Below are 18,423 nucleotides of genomic sequence, written 5' to 3'. Positions count from 1 at the left end.
GGAGCACACCATGAGCAGCATCGATTTCACCTCGTTCCTCAAGCTGATGGCGCACCAGAAGGCGTCGGACCTGTTCATCACGGCCGGCATGCCGCCGTCGATGAAGGTGCACGGCAAGATCTCGCCCATCACGCAGAACCCGCTCACGCCGCAGCAGAGCCGCGATCTCGTGCTGAACGTGATGAACCCGCAGCAACGCGAAGAGTTCGAGAAGACGCACGAGTGCAACTTCGCGATCGGCGTCGCCGGCGTCGGCCGCTTCCGCGTGTCGTGCTTCTACCAGCGCAACCAGGTCGGCATGGTGCTGCGCCGCATCGAGACGAAGATCCCGAGCGTGGAGGAGCTCAACCTCCCGCCGATCATCAAGACGCTCGCGATGACCAAGCGCGGCATCATCATCTTCGTCGGCGCCACCGGCACGGGCAAGTCGACCTCGCTCGCCGCGATGATCGGTTACCGCAACGGCAACTCGACGGGCCACATCATCACGATCGAGGACCCGATCGAATTCGTGCACAAGCACGAGGGCTGCATCATCACGCAGCGCGAAGTGGGCATCGACACCGATAGCTGGGAAGCCGCGCTGAAGAACACGCTGCGCCAGGCGCCGGACGTGATCATGATCGGCGAGGTCCGTACGCGCGAAGGCATGGACCACGCGATCGCCTTCGCCGAAACCGGCCACCTGGTGCTTTGCACGCTGCACGCCAACAACGCCAACCAGGCGATGGACCGCATCATCAACTTCTTCCCGGAAGACCGCCGCGGCCAGTTGCTGATGGACCTTTCGCTCAACCTCAAGGGCGTGGTCGCGCAGCAGCTCATCCCGACGCCCGACGGCAAGGCGCGCCGCGTGGCGATGGAAATCATGCTGGGCACGCCCCTGGTGCAGGACTACATCCGCGACGGCGAGATCCACAAGCTGAAGGAAGTGATGAAGGAATCCACCAACCTCGGCATGAAGACCTTCGACCAGAGCCTGTTCGAGCTGTACCAGGCCGGCGAGATCTCCTACGAGGATGCCTTGCGTTACGCCGACTCGGCGAACGAAGTGCGCCTGCGCATCAAGCTTGCGCAGGGTGGCGATGCACGGACTCTGGCGCAGGGGTTGGATGGCGTCGAGGTTGCGGAAGCGCGGTAAGCGCCCCGATTCGTGGCAACGATCCAGGAAGGGAGCGGGCGACCGCTCCCTTTCCTTTGGCGCGTCACATCCGCCGCCGCAACCCCGCAGGCACATCCGTCCGCGCCTCATGCGGCAGCGCCGCGCGCGATTCGCGAACATCCGGCATGAACATCGGCACATCCGCGCCCAGCAAACGCATCAACGCATGCGCATCGAACGGCGCGTGCACTTTCACGTCGTTGTCGAAATAACAAACCACCTCGCGGCCATCGTCGGCCCAGGCGCGAATCCGCGTCGCCCAATCGGCCAGCGCCCGGTCGGAATAGCCACTGACGTACAGCGCTTCATCGCCGTGTAGGCGGATGTAGACGACATCGCTCGTCACGTCGAACATCAAGGGCCACTTGCCGGCAGTATCGGCGACGACCAGGCCCATGTCGTGTCGTCGCAGCAGGTCGATGAATTCGGGCGTCTCGAACGATGGATGCCGGATCTCGACGCAATGCCGCAACGGCATGTCGTCGATGGCATCCGGCCATCCATGCCGCCCGCGCATGCGCTCCGGATCATGGCGCTCGGCCAGGGCGGCGGCCTCGCGCATCGTGCGCGGCAACAGCGCGAAGAACGCGGCGAAACGCTCCGCGTCGAACCGGAAATTCGGCGGGAACTGCCACAGCATCGGCCCGAATTTCCGCCGCAACAACAACACCCCCGAGGCGAAGAAGTTCGCCAGTGCGGTTTCCGCGCCGCGCAGGCGCAGGATGTGCGTGATGAAGCGCGGGCCCTTGACCGCGAAGACGAAGTGGTCGGGCGTCGCGTCGTGCCAGGCCTGCCAACTGGTGGGCGATTGGAGCGAGTAGAACGAGCCGTTGATCTCGATGCTCGGGAACAGCCGCGATGCGTACTCCAGTTCGCAGCGCTGCGGCAGGGCGGGCGGGTAGAACACGCCGCGCCAGGGCGCGTAGCGCCATCCCGAGATGCCGATCCGGATTGCCATCGGGCCATCGTGTCGGCCCCGCGGTGCAAACATGGTGAGCGACCGCCGCCCGCGGCCGGGGGTAGAATCCGGCCCATGGAGGCCACCCCGACGCCACTCGCCAATCGGTTGCTCATCGCGCTGCCGGCGCTCACCGATCCGCATTTCGCGCGGAGCGTGGCGCTGGTGTGCCAACACGACGCCGAGGGTGCGATGGGCGTGGTCGTCAATCGCCCGTCGGAGTACACGCTGGGCGATGTCTTCCAGCAGATGGGCATCGACAGCGGGAACGACGACCTGCGCGGCCAGATCGTGCTGTCCGGCGGCCCCGTGCATCCCGAACGCGGCTTCGTGCTGCACGATGGGGGTGATGGCTGGGATTCGACGATGCAGATCGGCGATGCGCTCTACGTCACCACCTCGCGCGACATCCTCGAAGCGATGGCGGGCGGCGAAGGTCCCTCGAACGCCATCGTCGCGCTCGGGTGCGCGGGATGGGGCGCGGGCCAGCTGGAACAGGAACTCATCGAAGACAGCTGGCTGACCGTGCCGATGGATCCGGGCCTGCTGTTCACGACGCCGCTGGACGCGCGCTGGCAGGCCGCGGCCGGCAGCATCGGCGTGGACCTCACGCAGATGGCCGACCACAGCGGGCACGCCTGATGCGCCTGGACGGCACCGTGCTGGGGTTCGACGTCGGCGCACGCCGCATCGGCGTCGCCGTCGGCAGCGCATTCGGCAGCGGCGCGCGTGCGTTGGCGGTGATCGATGTGCATGCGCATGGCCCCGACTGGGCCGCGATCGATCGCCTCCGCGCCGAATGGCGGCCCGATGGCCTGGTGGTCGGCGATCCGATGACCCTCGACGGCGGCGACCAGCCGATCCGTCGCATGGCGCACGCCTTCGCGCGCGAACTGCACGCGCGCTATCGCTTGCCGGTGGTGCTCGTCGATGAGCGCGCCAGTTCGATCGAAGCCGCGCAACGCTTTGCCGCAGATCGTGCCGAAGGCCGCAAGAAGCGCCGCGACGCCGCCGCGCTGGATGCGGTGGCCGCCGCGGTGATCATCGAGCGCTGGCTCGCCGCGCCGCAGGACGCCATCGGCGTCGACGACAGCATCGAGATGCTGCCCAACGGCAACACCCCAACTCTCACAACCCAGAGCGGAGCCGCCGAGTGACCATCGCCCAGGTGGATGCGCAGGGACGCCTGCGCCATTTCCTCACGCTCGAAGGCCTGCCGCGCACGGTGCTCGTGCGATTGCTCGACCTGGCGCAGAACTTCGACGACCGCCGCGGCGATGTGTCGCTGCGCAACACGCTTGTCGGCCGCACGGTGTGCACGCTGTTCTTCGAACCCTCGACGCGCACGCGTTCGAGTTTCCAGATCGCAGCGCAACGCCTCGGCGCCGATGTGCTGACCTTCGACGCATCCACGTCCTCGACCAGCAAGGGCGAAACCGCGCGCGATACGATGCGCACGCTCGAAGCGATGGGCGTGCACGGGTTCGTCGTGCGCCACAAGGAAGACGGCGCCGTTGCCACGCTCGCGGGCGAAGCGCGGCCCGGCACCGCGCTGATCAACGCAGGCGACGGCCGCATCGCGCATCCCACGCAGGGCCTGCTCGACATGCTCACGCTGCGCCAGGCGAAGGGCGCGGACTTCTCGCGACTGAAAGTCGCCATCGTCGGCGATGTCAAACATTCCCGCGTGGCGCGCACCGATCTGCACGCCTTGCGCACCCTGGGCACCGGCGAGATCCGGGTGTGCGGGCCGCAATCGCTGCTGCCGACGGATGCGACGCTCGAAGGTTGCGTCGTGACGCAGAATTTCGACGCCGCGCTCGAAGGCGTCGACGCGATCATGATGCTGCGCCTGCAGCGCGAGCGGATGGAAGAGGGCCTCGTCGGTTCCCTCGGCGACTATCACCGCGATTACGGCCTGACCGCGACGCGCCTGCGCCGCGCGGCGCCGGATGCGGTGGTCCTGCATCCGGGCCCGATGAACCGCGGGGTCGAAATCGACGACGACGTCGCCGATGGTCCGCAGTCGCTCATCCTGCGCCAGGTCGCGAACGGCGTCGCCGCGCGGATGGCGGTGCTGGAAGTGCTGCTCGGCGCTTAGCCTTCCGCGCCGAGCGCCTTCATCTTCGCTTCGATTTCGGCCTGGTGGGCCTTGAAGAACGCGACGTTGCGCGGATTCACGCCTTCCGGGATTTCCTTCAACTGGCCGGCCTGCACCGCGCCGACGGCCATCATCGTCGCCATCAGCGACTGCATCGTGTACGCGTAATCGTGCACCGATAGATCGGCCGATTCGATCGCCGCCTTGAGTTTCGGCGTCGCTTCGATGCGCGCGACGTACTGCGCGTCGTTCTCTTCGGAGATGTTCATTCCCGGGTCGAGCGTCCGGTCGGCCTTCACCGCCTGGCCCAGCGCGACCTGCGCCTGCAGGACCTTGTCGACGTTCGGCATCGTCAGTTCGTACGTGTCGATGCTGCCGGTCTCGGCCGTCGCCGGTGCGACGGACGCGTGCGCGGGCATCGCGGCCGTGGCGGGCACGGGTGCAGTCGCGGTCGACGGCACGGCCTTGTCCGTTTGCGCGGCAGGCTTGCACGCGGCGAGTGCGAGAACGGCGACGGCAAGGGTCAGCGTGAAGGACTTCATCGAAACTCCGGAGCGGTCTGGCGAAAGTGGCGCGCATGATGTCACGCGTGCTGCCGCGCACAACGCCACGGATTTTTTCGCGAAAACGGCCAGCGCTCAGCGAATGAGGATGACGCTCGCCAAGCCCAGGAAGACGAAGAACCCCATCACGTCGGTCACCGTCGTCAGGATCACGCCGCCGGCGAGCGCCGGGTCGAGGTTCATGCGTTTCAGGGTCAGCGGCACGAGGACGCCCGCGCTCGCCGCCGCGAGCAGGTTGATCGTCATCGCCGCACCGATCACGCCGGCGAGCATCGGGTCCCGGAACCAGGCCCACGTGGCGAGCGCCACGATGCCACCGAGCATCAACCCGTTCATCAACGCGACGCGCAATTCCTTCCACAACAGGATGCGCGCGTTCGACGCACCGACCTGGCCCAGCGCGAGGCCCCGCACCATCAGCGCGAGCACCTGCGTCCCCGCGTTGCCGCCCATGCCCGCGACGATGGGCATCAGCACCGCGAGCGCGACGATGCGGTCGATCGTGGCCTGGAATTCGCCGACGACGCTCGAGGCGAGGAACGCGGTGGCGAGATTCACCGACAGCCACACGATGCGGCGCCGCCACGCGCGCGGCACCGGCGAGAACAGGTCTTCGTCCTCGTCCAGGCCCGCGGCGCCGAGCACCTGGTGTTCGGCCTGTTCGCGGATGATGTCGACGACGTCGTCGATGGTGATGCGGCCGAGCAGGATGTTGTTGTCGTCCACGACCGGGGCGCTGATCCAGTCGTGGTCGGAGAATTGGCGTGCGACTTCGTCCGCCGATTCGTCCACGCCGATGGCGGGTTGCTCGTCGTCGATCAGGTGATTGATCGGCGTCCCCGGCTCGTGCGTGAGCAGCGCCTGCAGCGAGATGCGCCCGAGGTATTGATGCCGCCGGCTGACGACGTACAGATGATCGGTATGGTCAGGCAACTCGCCGCGCAGGCGCAGGTAACGCAGGACGACGTCGACCGTGGTGTCGGTCCGCACCGTCACCACGTCGGGGTTCATCAGGCGGCCGGCGGTGTCCTCGTCGTAGGACAGCACCTGTTCGAGGCGCTCGCGATTCTCGCGGTCCATCGACTTGAGGACTTCGTCGATGACCGTGTCGGGCAAGTCTTCGACCAGGTCGGCGAGGTCGTCGATGTCGAGGTCCTCGACGGCCGCGACGATTTCGTCGGGGTCCATCTCGGCCAGCAGGCTTTCGCGCACGTCGTCGCCGACGTGGACCAGCACCTCGCCATCGTCCTCGGGATCGACCAGGCCCCACACCACGGTGCGCTTGGCGGGCGGGAGCGATTCGAGCAGGTTGCCGATCTCGGCCGGAGACAGCGTATTGACCAGGCGCCGCACGGGGCCGAGGCGGCCGCTGTCGAGCGCGTCCGATAACAGACGCAGCTGTCGTGCGGTCTTCTCGTGGCGGATCGCTTCGGCCATGCGGGGTCCGTTGGCGCGTCGCACACGAGGGCGCGACAGGGTCAGGCGTTCATGGCGCGAATTATGGCCTGCGCGGCATGAACACGCCTACCCCTGGCGAATGGATTTCGCGAATCCGTTGTCGTCCAGCCAATCCTCGATGCTCCGGCGGTCCCGTGCGCGCAGCAGTGCCGGGGCGCGCGATCGCAACAATCCCAGGTCGCAGTTGCGGATCGCACGGCGCAATTCGAGCAGCGTGTTGGGGTGCAGGCTGAATTCCCCGAGGCCCAGGGCCAGGAGCAGGGGCGCGAACAACGCATCGCCCGCCATCTCGCCGCACACGGCCACCGGCTTCCCGCGCCGATGCGCGATGCGGATGATCTGGTCCAGCAGCCGGATCACCGCCGGATGCAATGGCGTGTAGATCTCGCCGAGCGCCTCGTTGTTGCGGTCGGCGGCGAGCAGGTACTGGATGAGGTCGTTGGTGCCGATCGAAAGGAAATCGACCGCGCCGACGAAGCCGGGCAGGGCGATCGCCGCGGCGGGCACTTCGATCATCGCGCCGAGCGGGATCACGTCGGCGACTTCATGGCCTTCGCGCCGCACTTCGGCCAGCACCTTCCTGAGCAGGCGGCGAACCGAAACGATTTCCTCGCGGCTGCTGATCATCGGCACGAGCACGCGCACCGGGCCGTAACCCGAGCAGCGTACGATCGCGCGCAACTGCGTGCGGAACAACGCTTCGCGCGCGAGCGACAATCGCACGCCGCGCAGGCCGAGCGCGGGGTTGGGTTCGCCTTCGAGCACCAGGCCGCTGCGGTCGGCCTTGTCGGCGCCGAGGTCGAGCGTGCGGATGGTGACCGTGCGGCCCGTCATGCCGAGCACGACGTCGCGATAGGCGCGGAACTGTTCGTCCTCGTCGGGCAATTCCATGCGCTGCAGGAACAGGAACTCGGTGCGATACAGGCCCACGCCGGCGGCGCCGAGCGCATGCGCTTCGGCGACGTCCGCGCGCGATTCCGCATTCGCCCACAACTTGATGTCGACGCCGTCGATCGTGCGCGTGGGCTCGCGGCGCAGGCGATTGAGCTGGCGACGTTCGCGCACCTGGTCGCGCATGCGCGAACGGTGGCCGCGCAGATCGTCGGCGTTGGGTTCGAGCACGACCAGCCCGCTCGTGCCGTCGACCGCGAGTACGTCGCCGTCGTTGACGCGCAGCAGCGCCTGCGCGGCGCCGACCACGAGCGGAAGATGCAGGCTGCGTGCGAGGATCGCACTGTGCGACAACGCGCTGCCGCCCGCAGTCACCACCGCCATCACGCCCTGCTGCTGCAGTTGCGCGAGTTCGGCCGGCGCAATGTTGTCGGTGACCAGGATGTCGCCGGCGAGGCCCTCGACCGGGATCGCGCGACGGTGCAACGCGGCGTGGATGCGCCCGATGACCTGGTCGATGTCGTCGATGCGGCTGCGCAGGTACGCATCGTCCATCGTGGTGAAGACGTTCGCGATGCGGTCGCGTTGCAGGCGCAACGCGTAGTCGGCGCTGTAACGGCCGGTGCGGATCAGGTCGTCGAGGCCTTGCAACAACTCCGGGTCGTCGAGCAGCAACGCATGCAGGTCCAGGAACTCGCCGACTTCCTGCGCGAGCGCGCCGTGCAGGCGCTGGCGCAGCACGCGCATCTCCCCGCGCACGACGTCGATGGCGGCATGGAGGCGGTCGAGTTCGGTCTCCACCGCATCGGCATCGATGTGTTCCTCGCGGACGTCCAGCACGTGCGGCAGGCGCACCCGTGCCCGGCCGAGCGCGCTGCCGCGCGAAGCGCCGTGGCCGGGCAGGACGTGCCGCATCAGCCGCCCTCGTCGAAGAGGCGTTCGAACAATTCCGAGACGGCCGCGGCGGCTTCGGCTTCGTCGTCGCCGTCCACGCGCAGCACGATCGGCGTGCCCTGGCCGGCGGCGAGCAGCATCACGCCCATGATGCTCTTCGCGTTGACCTCGCGGCCCTTCGCCGCGATCGTCGCACCGCAGCGGTAGCTCGAAAGCAATTGCACGAGCTTGGCCGTGGCCCGCGCATGCAGGCCCAGCTTGTTGGCGACGATGAGCTCGCGCTCGATCATGCGGTGGGTTCTCGCGTGGGTTCAGGCGTCATCATGGATCACGCCGTTGCGCGCGCCGGCGCCGGCGACGTTCGGAAGCTCGTCGAGATCCATTTCTGCGTAATTCATCACGCGCAGCAGCATCGGCAGGCTCAGGGCCGACACGCGGCGCACCGGCGTGCCGATGCGCGCGAGTTTGGCGGCGAGGTTGCTGGGCGTCGCGCCGTACAGGTCGGTCAGCACCAGCACGCCCTGCCCGCCGTCGACGCGCCGCAAGGCTGCGCTGGCCAGCGGCAACAGTGCATCGGGATCGGCGTCGAAGGGGACTTCGAACGCCTCGGTCTTCAACGGCAACTGGCCGAACAGGCGCGTGGCGACCGACAGCAGGGCGCCGCCGATGCCTTCATGGGTGATGAGCAGGAGGCCGACGGTCATGGCGGCAGGTTAGTGCAAGTCAGTCCAGCTCGCGATGGTGCACCGCAACCTCGGCCCAGCCGCGCTCGCGGGCATGCCGCGCGAGGCGCTCGGCCAGGTAGACCGAACGGTGTCGCCCGCCCGTGCAGCCGAAGGCGACGGTGACATAGCTGCGCGTGTCCGATTGCAGGCGGGGCAGCCAGGTGTCGAGGAAGTGTTCGATCTCGCCGGCGTACTGCAGCACGTCGGGTTGCGCCTCCAGGTAATCGCCCACTTCCTTGTCGCGGCCCGACAGCGGACGCAGGCGCGCATCCCAGTGCGGGTTGGGCAGGCAGCGCGCATCGAACACGAAGTCCGCGTCCGGCGGCACGCCGCGGCGATAGGCGAAGGATTCGAACAGCAACGACAGGCTCGAGGCTTCGCCCAGCCCGAACTCGGTGATCACCACGCGCCGCAGCTTGTGCACGTTGAGATGGCTGGTGTCGAGCACCACGTCGGCGATCTGTCGCAGCGGCTTGAGCGCCTGGCGTTCCAGCGCGATCGCATCGGCGAGCGCCAGGCCGAGGTGGCTGAGCGGATGGCGCCGGCGCGTGTCGGCATAGCGGCGCAGCAGCACGTCGTCGTCGGCATCGAAGAACAGCAGCTTCGGATCGAGCCCGAGCCCGCCGACTTCCGACAACACATCGGGGATCACGCCGAGGTCGCCGCCGCTGCGCACGTCGAGCCCGACGGCGAGCTTTTCCGGCCGCACCTCGCCGCGGGTCACGCGCCGCACGAACTCCGGCAGCAGGTCCGCCGGCAAGTTGTCGACGCAGTAGAAGCCGAGGTCTTCGAGCGTGTTGAGCGCGACCGACTTGCCCGAACCGGACATGCCGCTGACGATCATCAAGCTCGGAACCGGGGACGCGGGCGGGGCGGGGGGGACAGGGGTCGGCGTGCTCACGGCGTCAGCTGGATCGTTCGAGGAAATGGGAATGGCGCGCCATGAAGGCGGCCGCGGGGTCGACGCCCTTCGCGCGCAGGATGTGCGCGCGCGCCGCGGCTTCGGCCAGCACCGCCAGGTTGCGGCCGGGCATGACGGGCAGGGTGATCTGCGGGACGTCGAGGTCGAGCAGGCGGCGCACGCTCAGATCCCCGATGATGCGTTCCATGCCCGCGGCCTGCGGTTCGAGGTGCGGCTTGGTCAGGTGCACGATCAGCCGCAGGTACTTGTTCTTCTTCACCGCGGTGTCGCCGAACATCTGGCGGATGTTGAGCACGCCCAGGCCGCGCACTTCCAGCAAGTCCTGCAACAACTCCGGACACGTGCCGTCGAGCACGTCGGGCGCGATCTGCGTGAACTCCGGTGCATCGTCGGCGACGAGGCGATGGCCGCGCGTCACCAGTTCCAGCGCGAGTTCGCTCTTGCCCGAGCCCGATTCGCCGGTGATCAGCACGCCGATCGAATAGATTTCCATGAACACACCGTGCAAGGTCACGCGCGGCGCGAGCGTGCGCGCCAGGTGATATTGCATGTGGTTGAGCAGCTCGTGGCCTCGGCGCGGTGACAGCCACAACGGCGTGTGGGATTCCTCCGCCGCCTGGATCAGGTCTTCGGGGACGCGCTGTTCCTTGCTGATGACCAGCGCGAGCGGACGCGCCTGCATGATGTGTTCGATCACTTCCCAGCGCGCGCGCGAATCCAGGCCGTCCAGCCATTGCAGTTCCTCGGTCCCGAGGATCTGCACCTTGTTGGGATAGATGATGTTGAGGTAGCCGGCGAGCGACGGCCGGCGTGCGACGGTCTCCACCGATTCCAGCACGCGCGTGGCGCCGGATTGACCGGCGACCCATCGCAAGCCCAGGCGTTGCTGGTGCAGGTCGAACAATTCCTGCGCCGCGATCCGTTGCGTCATGGGGTGCGCACCGCTTCGTCGGGCGCGTAGGCCGGGTCCAGGAGCACGGTGCGCATGACCGATGCATCGGGAGCGGCGCGCAGGGCGTCGCGGAACCGCGCGTCGGCGAACTGCTCGGCGATCTGCGCGAGCAGTTGCAGGTGTTCCTGGGTGAAATGTTCCGGCACGGCCATCGCGAACACCAGGTCGACCGGTTCGCCATCGCTTGCGCCGAAATCGATCGGCGTGCGCAGGCGCAGGAACGCGGCGCGCGCGTGGTCGAAGGCGTTGGTGCGGCCGTGCGGAATGGCGATGCCGTGCCCGATCGCCGTGCTGCCCAGGCGTTCGCGTTTGCGCAGGCTCTCGGCGATCGCCTGTGTGCCCGCCGGCGAGGCGTCGGAGAGCAGGGCGGCGGCGGCGTCGAGCACGCCGTCGCGGTCCCCGGCTTCCCTGAGCAGGACGATGCGGTCGGCAGTGAGCAGCGACTGGAACGGCATCGCCTGCGGATCAGCCGCTGGCCGCGGCGTCCCCGCCGCGATGGGAGTCGATGATCTTTTCCTTGTGCTTCATCAACAGGCGATCGAGCTTGTCGGCGAGCAGGTCGATCGCGGCGTACATGTTCTGGGCGGAGGCATCGGCGTGCAGCGTGCGACCGGCGATATTCACGTTGGCCTCGGCGCAGTGGTCGGTGCGCTCCAGGCGGAGTTGGGTGCGGACATCGATGGGCTGGTCGAAGTGTCGGGACAGTCGTGAAAGCTTGGATTCGACGTACTCGCGCAGGGCAGGCGTGACTTCCAACTGCTGGCCGTAGGTGTCGATGCGCATCGCGGACCTCCTTTGCTCACTTCGGAAAGACAGGATACGCCCGGCGGCCGTGAGGGGAAGTAGGCGGCCGTGGGGCTGGGGTTCAACCGATTCGCAGGCGGTCCTGCGACGAGGGAATGCTCATGGCTTCCCGGTACTTGGCGACCGTTCGCCGCGCGACGGGCACGCCGGAGGCCTTCAGGGATTCGGCCAGGCGGGCGTCGGACAGTGGCTTGCGCGGGTCCTCGGCCTCGACCAGGCGTCGGATCATCGCCTGGATGGCGGTACTGGAGGCTTCACCGCCCGAACCGGTCTCGATGCCCGAGGCGAAGAACGCGCGCAGCGGAATCGTGCCGCGCGGCGTGCGCACGAACTTGCGCGCGATCGCGCGGGAAATCGTCGATTCGTGCAGGCCCACTTCGGCGGCGACTTCGCGCAGCGTGAGCGGGCGCAAAGCCTGGTCGCCGAATTCCAGGAACGCCGATTGCTGCCGCAACAGGCAGCGCATCACCTTGAGCAGCGTATCGCCGCGCGCTTCGAGCGACTTGAGCAACCAGCGCGCTTCCTGCAGGCGCCCGCGCAGGTAGAGCGCATCGTTTTCGCTGGCCGAACGGATCATGCGTTCGTAGCCGCGATGGATCGCGATGCGCGGCCGCGCACCCGCGGCGAGCGCGACGCGCCACTGGCCCTGCTGGCGCCACACCACGCAATCGGGCGTGACGTAGGTATCCGCGGACAAGCCGCCCATCTGCGCGCCGGGGCGCGGTTCGAGCGAGCGCAGCAGATGCACGGCGGCTTCGATGTCGGCGTGCGGGCGATGCAACTCGTTGGCCAGGCCCGCCACGCCGATGCGGGGCAGGCGTTCGAGCGGGCCGTCGGCCATCTTCTTCGCCAGTTCGCGCCCCGGTGTTTCTTCGGGTAACAGCGCGAGCTGGATCAGCAGGCATTCGTTGAGCGAACGCGCGCCGACGCCCGGCGGATCGAAGCGCTGCACCTGGTGCAGCACGGTGAGGATCTCGTTTTGGTGCGCCGTCACCTCGGGCAGCAAGCTCTCGGCGATCGCTTCGAGGGTTTCGCGCAGGTAACCGTCGTCGTCGATCGCCTCGATGATCGCCACGCCGATCATGCGATCGCGCTGCGACAGATGACTCAGGTGCAATTGCCACAACAAGTGGTCGTGCAACGTTTCGACTTCGGCCACTTGTTCGGCGAGCGGTTCCTCGCTGTCGGCCGGGCCGATGCGTTCGTACCAGGGTTCGTCGCCGTCCCACGCCGAGGCGTCGGCCGGTGGTGCGTCGTCGTGGTCGGCGCCGTTGCCGTTGGTGTGTCCATCGCCCGGAAGGGGGTCGAGCTGCGCCGGTTCTTCCCAGTCCAGCAACGGGTTGCTCTCCACCGCGCTGGCGATCTCGATCTCGAGTTCGGCGGTCGACAGCTGTAACAAACGAATGGCCTGACGCAACTGCGGCGTCATGACCAAATGTTGTCCCAGCGATGTCTGGAGGCGGGGCTTCATGTCGAGTCCAACGGCGCCGATGGGTTCCGACGGCCGGACGCGACGGACCTACAGGCGGAAAGCTTCGCCGAGGTACACGCGGCGGACGTCGGGGTTCGCCAGCAGCGCGTCCGGCGCCCCCTGCGCGAGCACGCTGCCTTCGTTGAGAATATACGCACGGTCGCAGATGCCCAAGGTCTCGCGCACGTTGTGATCCGTGATGAGCACCCCGATCCCGCGCGATTTCAGGTGGCGAACGATGCGCTGGATCTCGCCGACGGAGATCGGGTCGACGCCGGCGAAGGGTTCGTCGAGCAACATCAGGCGCGGCTTGGCGGCCAGCGCGCGGGCGATTTCGACGCGGCGGCGCTCGCCGCCGGACAGGCTGGCGCCCATCTGGCCCGCGACATGGCCGATCTGGAGTTCGTCCATCAGCGACTCGAGCTCGCGCTCGCGCGCGTTGTCGTCGAGGTCCTCACGCAGTTCAAGCACCAGGCGGATGTTGTCGGCGACCGACAGCTTGCGGAACACCGAGGGTTCCTGCGGCAGGTAGCCGACGCCCAGGCGCGCGCGGGTGTACATCGGATCGCCGGTGATATCGCGGCCATCGAGCACGATCTGCCCGGCGTCGGCCGGCACCAGGCCGACGATCATGTAGAAACAGGTGGTCTTGCCGGCGCCGTTGGGCCCGAGCAAGCCGACGACTTCGCCGGCGTCGAGCGTCAGCCCGAAATCACGGACGACCGCGCGCGTGCGATAGGACTTGCGCAGCCCTTGCGCGACCAGCATCAGCGACTGCCCTGCTGCGCGCCCTTCGGGACGAACTGCATTTTCACGCGGCCCTTGCCTTCACCGGTGCCCTGCACCTGGCCGGATTTCATGTTGTACGCAATGCGCCCACCGGAGATGTTGCCGCGGCCCGGCTGGTCGATCAGCGCATCGCCGGTGAAGACGACGGTGTCGGTCGCCATGTCGTAGTCGACGTTCTGCGCGCGCGCCTTGATCGTCGAACCGTCGTCCAGTTCCTGCGTGAGTTGCACGGGGCTGCCGGTGAACTGCACGCGGCGGATGTCGCCATTGGCGCGATGGATGACCGCGCGGCCGGCGAGGATCACCATCGAGCCTTGCGTGATGTGCACGTTGCCCGTGAGCACGCACTGGCCGGTGTCGCTGATCGAACAGTCGCTGCCGCCGGCCTCGACGTTCATCGGCTGGCTGCGGTCCGACGTGCGTGCGCCCGCGACGGCGGCGACGCCCAGCAGCGACAGCGCGAACCAGCGGAACAGATCAGGGCGACGGGACATAGCGGGCCTTTACGTTCGACGAGAAGCGGACGCGCTTGGAGTCGAGCCGCGCATCCATGCCTTGACCGCGAAGTATAGAGCCCGGCTGGACCACCGTGACCGTCCCCGGAGAGGTGGCCCGGTTCGCCTGCGGGAAGACATTCAGCCGCTCGGTGGCGATCGTCACGTGGCGGTCGGCGCCGCTGGCGGTCTTCGCATCGACCGCGCCGATCAGCCGCAGTTCGTTGCCGTCGGCGCTCACCCAGCCGGTTTTCGAACGCACTTCCCAGCCCGCTTCACGCGTGGGGGCCTGGCCGGTGGCGGGAGCGACGGGGATATAGAACACGGGCGTGTCGATGGTCATCGTCCGGTCGCCCGGGCTGCGCGCGAGCCTCGGCGCCTGCAGCGTGAAGGACTCGCGGCCCAGGTCGTCGAGCACGATGGCCTCGAAATTGGTCAGGACGTAATCCGAACGCCCGTTGTCGGCGTTGCCGCCGCGGTCCTTCGGCCGGTGCTTCCACACCGACAGCCCCATCCCCAACGCGACGACGAACAAGACGAGCAACAGCAGCCCGCGCTTGCTCATGAGGCGGCTGAAGTCCACGCGTTCCATGGTCAAGAAGCCCGCTCCACGCGCACGCCGGTGACGTGCGCGATGTCGGCGAGCAGGTCTTCGGCATGGCCTTGCGCGGCGAGCAACAGATCGCAGACTTCGCGCGCCGCGCCTTCACCGCCGCGCGTGTGGGTGCGCCAGTGCACGCGATCGCGTGTCCACGGATGCGCCTGCGCCGGCGCGACCGACAGCCCGACCTGCAGCATCACGCGCAGGTCGGCCAGGTCGTCGCCCATGAAGCACACCTGGTCGAGCGTGAGCCCCAGGCGCTGCGCGATGCCTTCCACGCACGCAAGCTTGTCGCTCACGCCGGTGTGCGATTCCACGCCCAGTTCCGCCGCGCGCCGTTCGGCCGCCGCGCTCGCACGCGCCGTGACGAATGCCACCGCGATGCCCTTGCGCTGGATCAACTTCAGCCCGAGGCCGTCGAACACATGGAACGCCTTGGATTCGTTGCCATTGCTGTCGATGATGAGCCGGCCATCGGTGAGCGTGCCGTCGACATCGAAGCACGCGAGACGGATCTTCTGCGCGCGTTCGCGAATGTCTGCGGGAAAGTCGTTGAGGTGGGAGTAATTCATGTCAGACGACCCGTGCGCGGAGGAGATCGTGGATGTTCAGCGCGCCGACGACGCGACGGTCATCGTCCACGACGAGCAGGGCGTTGATCTTGTGTTCTTCCATCAATTGCGCGGCTTCGACGGCCAGCGCGTTGGCACCGATGACTTTCGGCGCGCGTGTCATCACCGACACGATGGGCGTCGCGCGCACGTCGATGCTCGCATCGTCGAGCGTACGGCGCAGGTCGCCGTCGGTGTAGAGGCCGAGCAGTCGGCCTTCGGCATCGACGACCGCGCTCATGCCCAGGCGCTTGCGGCTCATCTCGACGAGGGTTTCGCTGAGCGTCGCGGTTTCGCGCACGCGCGGCACCTCGTCGCCGGCGTGCATCACGTCGCGAATGTGCAACAAGAGGCGACGGCCCAATGCGCCCGCGGGATGCGAACGTGCGAAATCTTCGGCGGTGAAGCCGCGCGCTTCGAGCAACGCGACCGCGAGTGCATCCCCGAGCGCGAGCGCAGCGGTGGTGCTGGCGGTGGGCGCGAGCGCGAGCGGGCAGGCCTCGGCGGGCACGCTGGCGTCCAGGTGCACGTCGGCTTCGCGGGCAAGCGACGAACCGGGGCGGCCCGTCATCGCGATGAGCAGGTTCTTCTGGCGCTTGAGGCCGGGCAGCACGGTCAGCAGTTCGTCGCTTTCGCCGGAGTAGGAGAGCGCGAGCACGATGTCGGCATCGGTGATCATGCCGAGGTCGCCATGCGCGGCTTCGCCCGGATGCACGAAGAAGCTCGGCGTGCCGGTGGAGGCCAGGGTCGCTGCGATCTTGCGCGCGACATGCCCGGACTTGCCCATGCCCGTGCACACCACGCGGCCGCGGCAGGCGAGGATGGCCTGGCAGGCTGCGGTGAACGCACCGTCGAGCCGGCCCGCGACGGCGTCGAGGCCTTGGACCTCGATGGCCATGACGCGGCGGCCGCTGGCGGCGAAGTCGAAGGCGGCGTCCTGGGAGGCGGGGTGGATCGCCATGGATGCGGATGCTCCGGGGCAGGCGGAAGACCGGGGTGGCGTTCCGCTAAACTGGAGGACGCAGTTTACAGGACCGCCCGCGCATGAACGCCGACACCATCCGCCACCTGATCGAACAAGGCCTCCCCGGCGCGCGTGCGCAGGTGCAAGGGGAGGACGGCGTGCATTTCGAAGCCACGGTCGTGGCCGAGGATTTTCGCGGCAAGTTGCCGCTCGCCCGCCATCGCATGGTGTACGCCACGCTCGGCGACCGCATGGGCGGCGAGATCCACGCGCTGGCCCTCAAGACGCTCACGCCCGACGAGGCGAACGCCTGACATGCAGAAGATCCAGATCGAGGGCGGCGCGCCGCTCAACGGCGACGTRCAGATTTCCGGTGCGAAGAATGCGGTGTTGCCGATTCTTTGCGCGACCCTGCTCGCCGATGAACCCGTCGAGATCAGCAACGTGCCGCATCTGCACGATGTGGTGACGACGGCGAAGTTGCTTGCCGGGTTGGGCGCGGAAATCACGGTCGACCAGGGCACCATCGGCAAGGGCAGCGAGAGCGGGATCGTCGTCGATCCGCGCAGCGTGAACAGCCACGTCGCGCCGTACGAGTTGGTCAAGACGATGCGCGCTTCGGTGCTCGTGTTGGGGCCGTTGCTTGCGAAGTATGGTGCGGCCGAGGTGTCGTTGCCCGGTGGGTGCGCGATCGGTTCGCGTCCCGTGGATCTGCACATCAAGGGGATGCAGGCGCTCGGTGCGGAGATCAGCGTCGATCACGGTTTCATCAAGGCGCGCGCGGATCGTTTGAAGGGCGGGCGCGTGGTGTTCGACATGGTGAGTGTCGGGGCGACCGAGAATGTGTTGATGGCGGCGTGCCTGGCGTCGGGCACCAGTGTGTTGGAGAACGCGGCGATGGAGCCGGAGATCGTGGATCTCGCGGATTGCCTCAATGCGATGGGTGCGCAGATCGAAGGGGCGGGCAGCAATCGGATCGTGGTGCATGGCGTTGAGCGGATGCATGGGGCGAAGCATGCTGTCGTCGCCGATCGGATCGAAACCGGCACGTTCCTAATCGCCGGGGCGATGACGGGCGGGCGGGTCACGGCGCGCCGGACGCGGCCGGAAACGTTGGACGCGGTGCTCGAGAAGTTGATGCAGGCCGGTGCGCACATCGAAATCGATGGTGATCGCATCACGCTCGACATGAAGGGGCAGCGGCCGAAGGCAGTGAACATCACCACCAATCCGCATCCTGCGTTCCCGACGGACATGCAGGCGCAGTTCATGGCGTTGAATTGCATCGCGGAGGGCGTGGCGGTGATCAACGAAACGATCTTCGAAAATCGTTTCATGCATGTGCAGGAGTTGCAGCGCCTGGGCGCCGACATTCGCGTCGAGGGGCATACGGCGATCGTGCGCGGCGTCGAGAAGTTGAGCGGTGCGCCGGTGATGGCGACGGATTTGCGGGCTTCCGCTTCGTTGATTCTTGCGGGGCTCGTTGCCGATGGCGAGACGGTGATCGATCGTATTTATCACCTGGATCGTGGGTACGAGAATATCGAAGAGAAGTTGTCGGGGCTGGGGGCGCGGATTCGGCGCGTTGGGTGAGTTTTCGCCCGCTCGTCCGGGTCGCTTCGATCAGGGGGCTTTCGCCCGAGCACTCATTGGGGGCTGCAAAGCGGGCTTTGCAGGTAGCTGATCATTTTCGATCTTCAAAAGGCCCAGGATTGCGTGCAGACTTCGGAAAGCCGAAGCCGCCTGGAGGCGTTATGTGCAGGAACATCCGGACGCTCTACAACTTCGACCCACCGGCAACGGGCGATGAAATTCGGGCCTCGGCGGTGCAGTTCGTCCGCAAGCTGAGTGGCTTCAACGCGCCATCAAAGGCCAACGAAGCGGCGTTCAACCTGGCGGTGCAGCAAGTCAGCGACGCAGCCACGACGCTCATCAACTCGCTCACGACATTCAGCCCGCCAAAGAACCGCGAAGCCGAGCGCAGCAAGGCTGCGATCCTTTCCGCCAAGCGCTTTGGCGCACCCTGAATTCATCGACACCGCAATATCGATGACGCGCGCCGC

The 18,423-nt window shown here is 67.4% G+C and carries 22 protein-coding genes and 1 pseudogene; 7 read left to right on the top strand and 16 right to left on the bottom strand.

Annotated elements, in window-relative coordinates; translation table 11 throughout:
• Positions 1 to 10: 10 nt before the first annotated feature.
• The gene (locus ACXJJ8_RS10970; protein ID WP_036171929.1) at positions 11 to 1,141 is read left to right on the top strand and encodes a PilT/PilU family type 4a pilus ATPase; all 1,131 of its coding nucleotides are present in this window, start codon (positions 11 to 13) and stop codon (positions 1,139 to 1,141) included.
• A gap of 64 nt (positions 1,142 to 1,205) precedes the next feature.
• Here ACXJJ8_RS10970 and ACXJJ8_RS10965 read toward each other — a convergent pair whose 3' ends face one another.
• Positions 1,206 to 2,120, bottom strand: a complete 915-nt coding sequence (locus ACXJJ8_RS10965) for a DUF72 domain-containing protein (RefSeq protein ID WP_499029846.1) — start codon at positions 2,118 to 2,120, stop codon at positions 1,206 to 1,208.
• Between the two features lie 75 nt (positions 2,121 to 2,195).
• On the opposite strand from ACXJJ8_RS10965, the gene ACXJJ8_RS10960 reads away from it, so the two are divergent.
• From ACXJJ8_RS10960 to ACXJJ8_RS10950, 3 genes and pseudogenes are all read left to right on the top strand, one after another.
• Complete coding sequence (locus ACXJJ8_RS10960; RefSeq protein WP_499029844.1) at positions 2,196 to 2,762, top strand: YqgE/AlgH family protein; 567 nt, start codon at positions 2,196 to 2,198, stop codon at positions 2,760 to 2,762.
• Positions 2,762 to 3,196 (top strand): annotated as a pseudogene (gene ruvX / locus ACXJJ8_RS10955) (Holliday junction resolvase RuvX); the annotation flags it as partial. The gene ACXJJ8_RS10960 and the pseudogene ruvX, both read left to right, overlap by 1 nt.
• A 77-nt stretch (positions 3,197 to 3,273) precedes the next feature.
• Positions 3,274 to 4,221 (top strand): aspartate carbamoyltransferase catalytic subunit, encoded by a 948-nt coding sequence (locus tag ACXJJ8_RS10950; RefSeq protein ID WP_499029842.1) that lies wholly within the window; start codon positions 3,274 to 3,276, stop codon positions 4,219 to 4,221.
• Here ACXJJ8_RS10950 and ACXJJ8_RS10945 read toward each other — a convergent pair.
• The 15 genes from ACXJJ8_RS10945 to ACXJJ8_RS10875 form a co-directional block, all read right to left on the bottom strand.
• Positions 4,218 to 4,763: a hypothetical protein gene (locus ACXJJ8_RS10945; RefSeq protein WP_499029840.1), complete on the bottom strand. Its 546-nt coding sequence runs from the start codon at positions 4,761 to 4,763 to the stop codon at positions 4,218 to 4,220. The two genes, ACXJJ8_RS10950 and ACXJJ8_RS10945, sit on opposite strands and share 4 nt — an antisense overlap.
• Positions 4,764 to 4,859: 96 nt before the next feature.
• A complete protein-coding gene (gene mgtE, locus ACXJJ8_RS10940; RefSeq protein ID WP_499029838.1) occupies positions 4,860 to 6,221 on the bottom strand; it encodes a magnesium transporter in 1,362 nt (453 codons plus the stop codon).
• Positions 6,222 to 6,308: 87 nt separating this feature from the next.
• Positions 6,309 to 8,048 (bottom strand): phosphoenolpyruvate--protein phosphotransferase, encoded by a 1,740-nt coding sequence (gene ptsP / locus ACXJJ8_RS10935; RefSeq protein ID WP_499029836.1) that lies wholly within the window; start codon positions 8,046 to 8,048, stop codon positions 6,309 to 6,311.
• Entirely contained in the window at positions 8,048 to 8,317 is a 270-nt protein-coding gene (locus tag ACXJJ8_RS10930; protein WP_499029834.1) for an HPr family phosphocarrier protein, read from the bottom strand. Before ACXJJ8_RS10930 ends, ptsP begins: the two co-directional genes overlap by 1 nt.
• A gap of 21 nt (positions 8,318 to 8,338) precedes the next feature.
• Complete coding sequence (locus ACXJJ8_RS10925) at positions 8,339 to 8,731, bottom strand: PTS sugar transporter subunit IIA (RefSeq protein WP_499029832.1); 393 nt, start codon at positions 8,729 to 8,731, stop codon at positions 8,339 to 8,341.
• 19 nt (positions 8,732 to 8,750) lie between these two features.
• Positions 8,751 to 9,596, bottom strand: coding sequence for an RNase adapter RapZ (gene rapZ / locus ACXJJ8_RS10920; protein ID WP_499030533.1), 846 nt, complete (start codon positions 9,594 to 9,596; stop codon positions 8,751 to 8,753).
• Positions 9,597 to 9,657: 61 nt separating this feature from the next.
• Positions 9,658 to 10,605 (bottom strand): HPr(Ser) kinase/phosphatase, encoded by a 948-nt coding sequence (gene hprK / locus ACXJJ8_RS10915; protein ID WP_499029830.1) that lies wholly within the window; start codon positions 10,603 to 10,605, stop codon positions 9,658 to 9,660.
• A complete protein-coding gene (locus ACXJJ8_RS10910; RefSeq protein ID WP_499029828.1) occupies positions 10,602 to 11,081 on the bottom strand; it encodes a PTS sugar transporter subunit IIA in 480 nt (159 codons plus the stop codon). Before ACXJJ8_RS10910 ends, hprK begins: the two co-directional genes overlap by 4 nt.
• A gap of 10 nt (positions 11,082 to 11,091) precedes the next feature.
• The gene (gene hpf, locus ACXJJ8_RS10905; protein ID WP_498960693.1) at positions 11,092 to 11,409 is read right to left on the bottom strand and encodes a ribosome hibernation-promoting factor, HPF/YfiA family; all 318 of its coding nucleotides are present in this window, start codon (positions 11,407 to 11,409) and stop codon (positions 11,092 to 11,094) included.
• Positions 11,410 to 11,491: 82 nt separating this feature from the next.
• Positions 11,492 to 12,901, bottom strand: a complete 1,410-nt coding sequence (locus ACXJJ8_RS10900) for an RNA polymerase factor sigma-54 (RefSeq protein WP_499029826.1) — start codon at positions 12,899 to 12,901, stop codon at positions 11,492 to 11,494.
• Positions 12,902 to 12,949: 48 nt separating this feature from the next.
• A complete protein-coding gene (lptB, locus tag ACXJJ8_RS10895) occupies positions 12,950 to 13,669 on the bottom strand; it encodes an LPS export ABC transporter ATP-binding protein (protein ID WP_499029824.1) in 720 nt (239 codons plus the stop codon).
• Positions 13,669 to 14,184, bottom strand: coding sequence for a lipopolysaccharide transport periplasmic protein LptA (gene lptA, locus ACXJJ8_RS10890; RefSeq protein ID WP_499029822.1), 516 nt, complete (start codon positions 14,182 to 14,184; stop codon positions 13,669 to 13,671). The genes lptB and lptA overlap by 1 nt, the downstream gene beginning before the upstream one ends.
• Positions 14,168 to 14,776 (bottom strand): LPS export ABC transporter periplasmic protein LptC, encoded by a 609-nt coding sequence (lptC, locus tag ACXJJ8_RS10885; protein WP_499030531.1) that lies wholly within the window; start codon positions 14,774 to 14,776, stop codon positions 14,168 to 14,170. The genes lptA and lptC overlap by 17 nt, the downstream gene beginning before the upstream one ends.
• Positions 14,777 to 14,778: 2 nt before the next feature.
• Positions 14,779 to 15,357, bottom strand: coding sequence for a KdsC family phosphatase (locus tag ACXJJ8_RS10880; protein WP_499029819.1), 579 nt, complete (start codon positions 15,355 to 15,357; stop codon positions 14,779 to 14,781).
• Between the two features lies 1 nt (position 15,358).
• Positions 15,359 to 16,357: a KpsF/GutQ family sugar-phosphate isomerase gene (locus ACXJJ8_RS10875; RefSeq protein WP_499029817.1), complete on the bottom strand. Its 999-nt coding sequence runs from the start codon at positions 16,355 to 16,357 to the stop codon at positions 15,359 to 15,361.
• An 83-nt stretch (positions 16,358 to 16,440) separates the two neighbouring features.
• On the opposite strand from ACXJJ8_RS10875, the gene ACXJJ8_RS10870 reads away from it, so the two are divergent.
• From ACXJJ8_RS10870 to ACXJJ8_RS10860, 3 genes are read left to right on the top strand one after another with little or no spacing between them, the layout of a single operon-like run.
• Entirely contained in the window at positions 16,441 to 16,674 is a 234-nt protein-coding gene (locus tag ACXJJ8_RS10870; protein ID WP_499029816.1) for a BolA family protein, read from the top strand.
• Between the two features lies 1 nt (position 16,675).
• A complete protein-coding gene (gene murA, locus ACXJJ8_RS10865) occupies positions 16,676 to 17,953 on the top strand; it encodes a UDP-N-acetylglucosamine 1-carboxyvinyltransferase (protein ID WP_499029814.1) in 1,278 nt (425 codons plus the stop codon).
• Positions 17,950 to 18,387: a DUF2277 domain-containing protein gene (locus ACXJJ8_RS10860; RefSeq protein ID WP_499029811.1), complete on the top strand. Its 438-nt coding sequence runs from the start codon at positions 17,950 to 17,952 to the stop codon at positions 18,385 to 18,387. Before murA ends, ACXJJ8_RS10860 begins: the two co-directional genes overlap by 4 nt.
• Positions 18,388 to 18,423 lie beyond the last annotated feature (36 nt).

The sequence above is a fragment of the Lysobacter sp. P5_C4 genome, assembly GCF_054049695.1.
This window is presented reverse-complemented; position numbering and strand designations above follow the sequence as displayed.

Coding starts and splice junctions, on each gene's coding strand:
- ACXJJ8_RS10970 (WP_036171929.1), top strand. CDS start 11: ATGAGCAGCATCGATTTCACCTCGTTCCTCAAGCTGATGGCGCACCAG.
- ACXJJ8_RS10965 (WP_499029846.1), bottom strand. CDS start 2,120: ATGGCAATCCGGATCGGCATCTCGGGATGGCGCTACGCGCCCTGGCGC.
- ACXJJ8_RS10960 (WP_499029844.1), top strand. CDS start 2,196: ATGGAGGCCACCCCGACGCCACTCGCCAATCGGTTGCTCATCGCGCTG.
- ACXJJ8_RS10945 (WP_499029840.1), bottom strand. CDS start 4,763: ATGAAGTCCTTCACGCTGACCCTTGCCGTCGCCGTTCTCGCACTCGCC.
- mgtE (WP_499029838.1), bottom strand. CDS start 6,221: ATGGCCGAAGCGATCCGCCACGAGAAGACCGCACGACAGCTGCGTCTG.
- ptsP (WP_499029836.1), bottom strand. CDS start 8,048: ATGCGGCACGTCCTGCCCGGCCACGGCGCTTCGCGCGGCAGCGCGCTC.
- ACXJJ8_RS10930 (WP_499029834.1), bottom strand. CDS start 8,317: ATGATCGAGCGCGAGCTCATCGTCGCCAACAAGCTGGGCCTGCATGCG.
- ACXJJ8_RS10925 (WP_499029832.1), bottom strand. CDS start 8,731: ATGACCGTCGGCCTCCTGCTCATCACCCATGAAGGCATCGGCGGCGCC.
- rapZ (WP_499030533.1), bottom strand. CDS start 9,596: ATGATCGTCAGCGGCATGTCCGGTTCGGGCAAGTCGGTCGCGCTCAAC.
- hprK (WP_499029830.1), bottom strand. CDS start 10,605: ATGACGCAACGGATCGCGGCGCAGGAATTGTTCGACCTGCACCAGCAA.
- ACXJJ8_RS10910 (WP_499029828.1), bottom strand. CDS start 11,081: ATGCCGTTCCAGTCGCTGCTCACTGCCGACCGCATCGTCCTGCTCAGG.
- hpf (WP_498960693.1), bottom strand. CDS start 11,409: ATGCGCATCGACACCTACGGCCAGCAGTTGGAAGTCACGCCTGCCCTG.
- ACXJJ8_RS10900 (WP_499029826.1), bottom strand. CDS start 12,901: ATGAAGCCCCGCCTCCAGACATCGCTGGGACAACATTTGGTCATGACG.
- lptB (WP_499029824.1), bottom strand. CDS start 13,669: ATGCTGGTCGCGCAAGGGCTGCGCAAGTCCTATCGCACGCGCGCGGTC.
- lptA (WP_499029822.1), bottom strand. CDS start 14,184: ATGTCCCGTCGCCCTGATCTGTTCCGCTGGTTCGCGCTGTCGCTGCTG.
- lptC (WP_499030531.1), bottom strand. CDS start 14,776: ATGGAACGCGTGGACTTCAGCCGCCTCATGAGCAAGCGCGGGCTGCTG.
- ACXJJ8_RS10880 (WP_499029819.1), bottom strand. CDS start 15,357: ATGAATTACTCCCACCTCAACGACTTTCCCGCAGACATTCGCGAACGC.
- ACXJJ8_RS10875 (WP_499029817.1), bottom strand. CDS start 16,357: ATGGCGATCCACCCCGCCTCCCAGGACGCCGCCTTCGACTTCGCCGCC.
- ACXJJ8_RS10870 (WP_499029816.1), top strand. CDS start 16,441: ATGAACGCCGACACCATCCGCCACCTGATCGAACAAGGCCTCCCCGGC.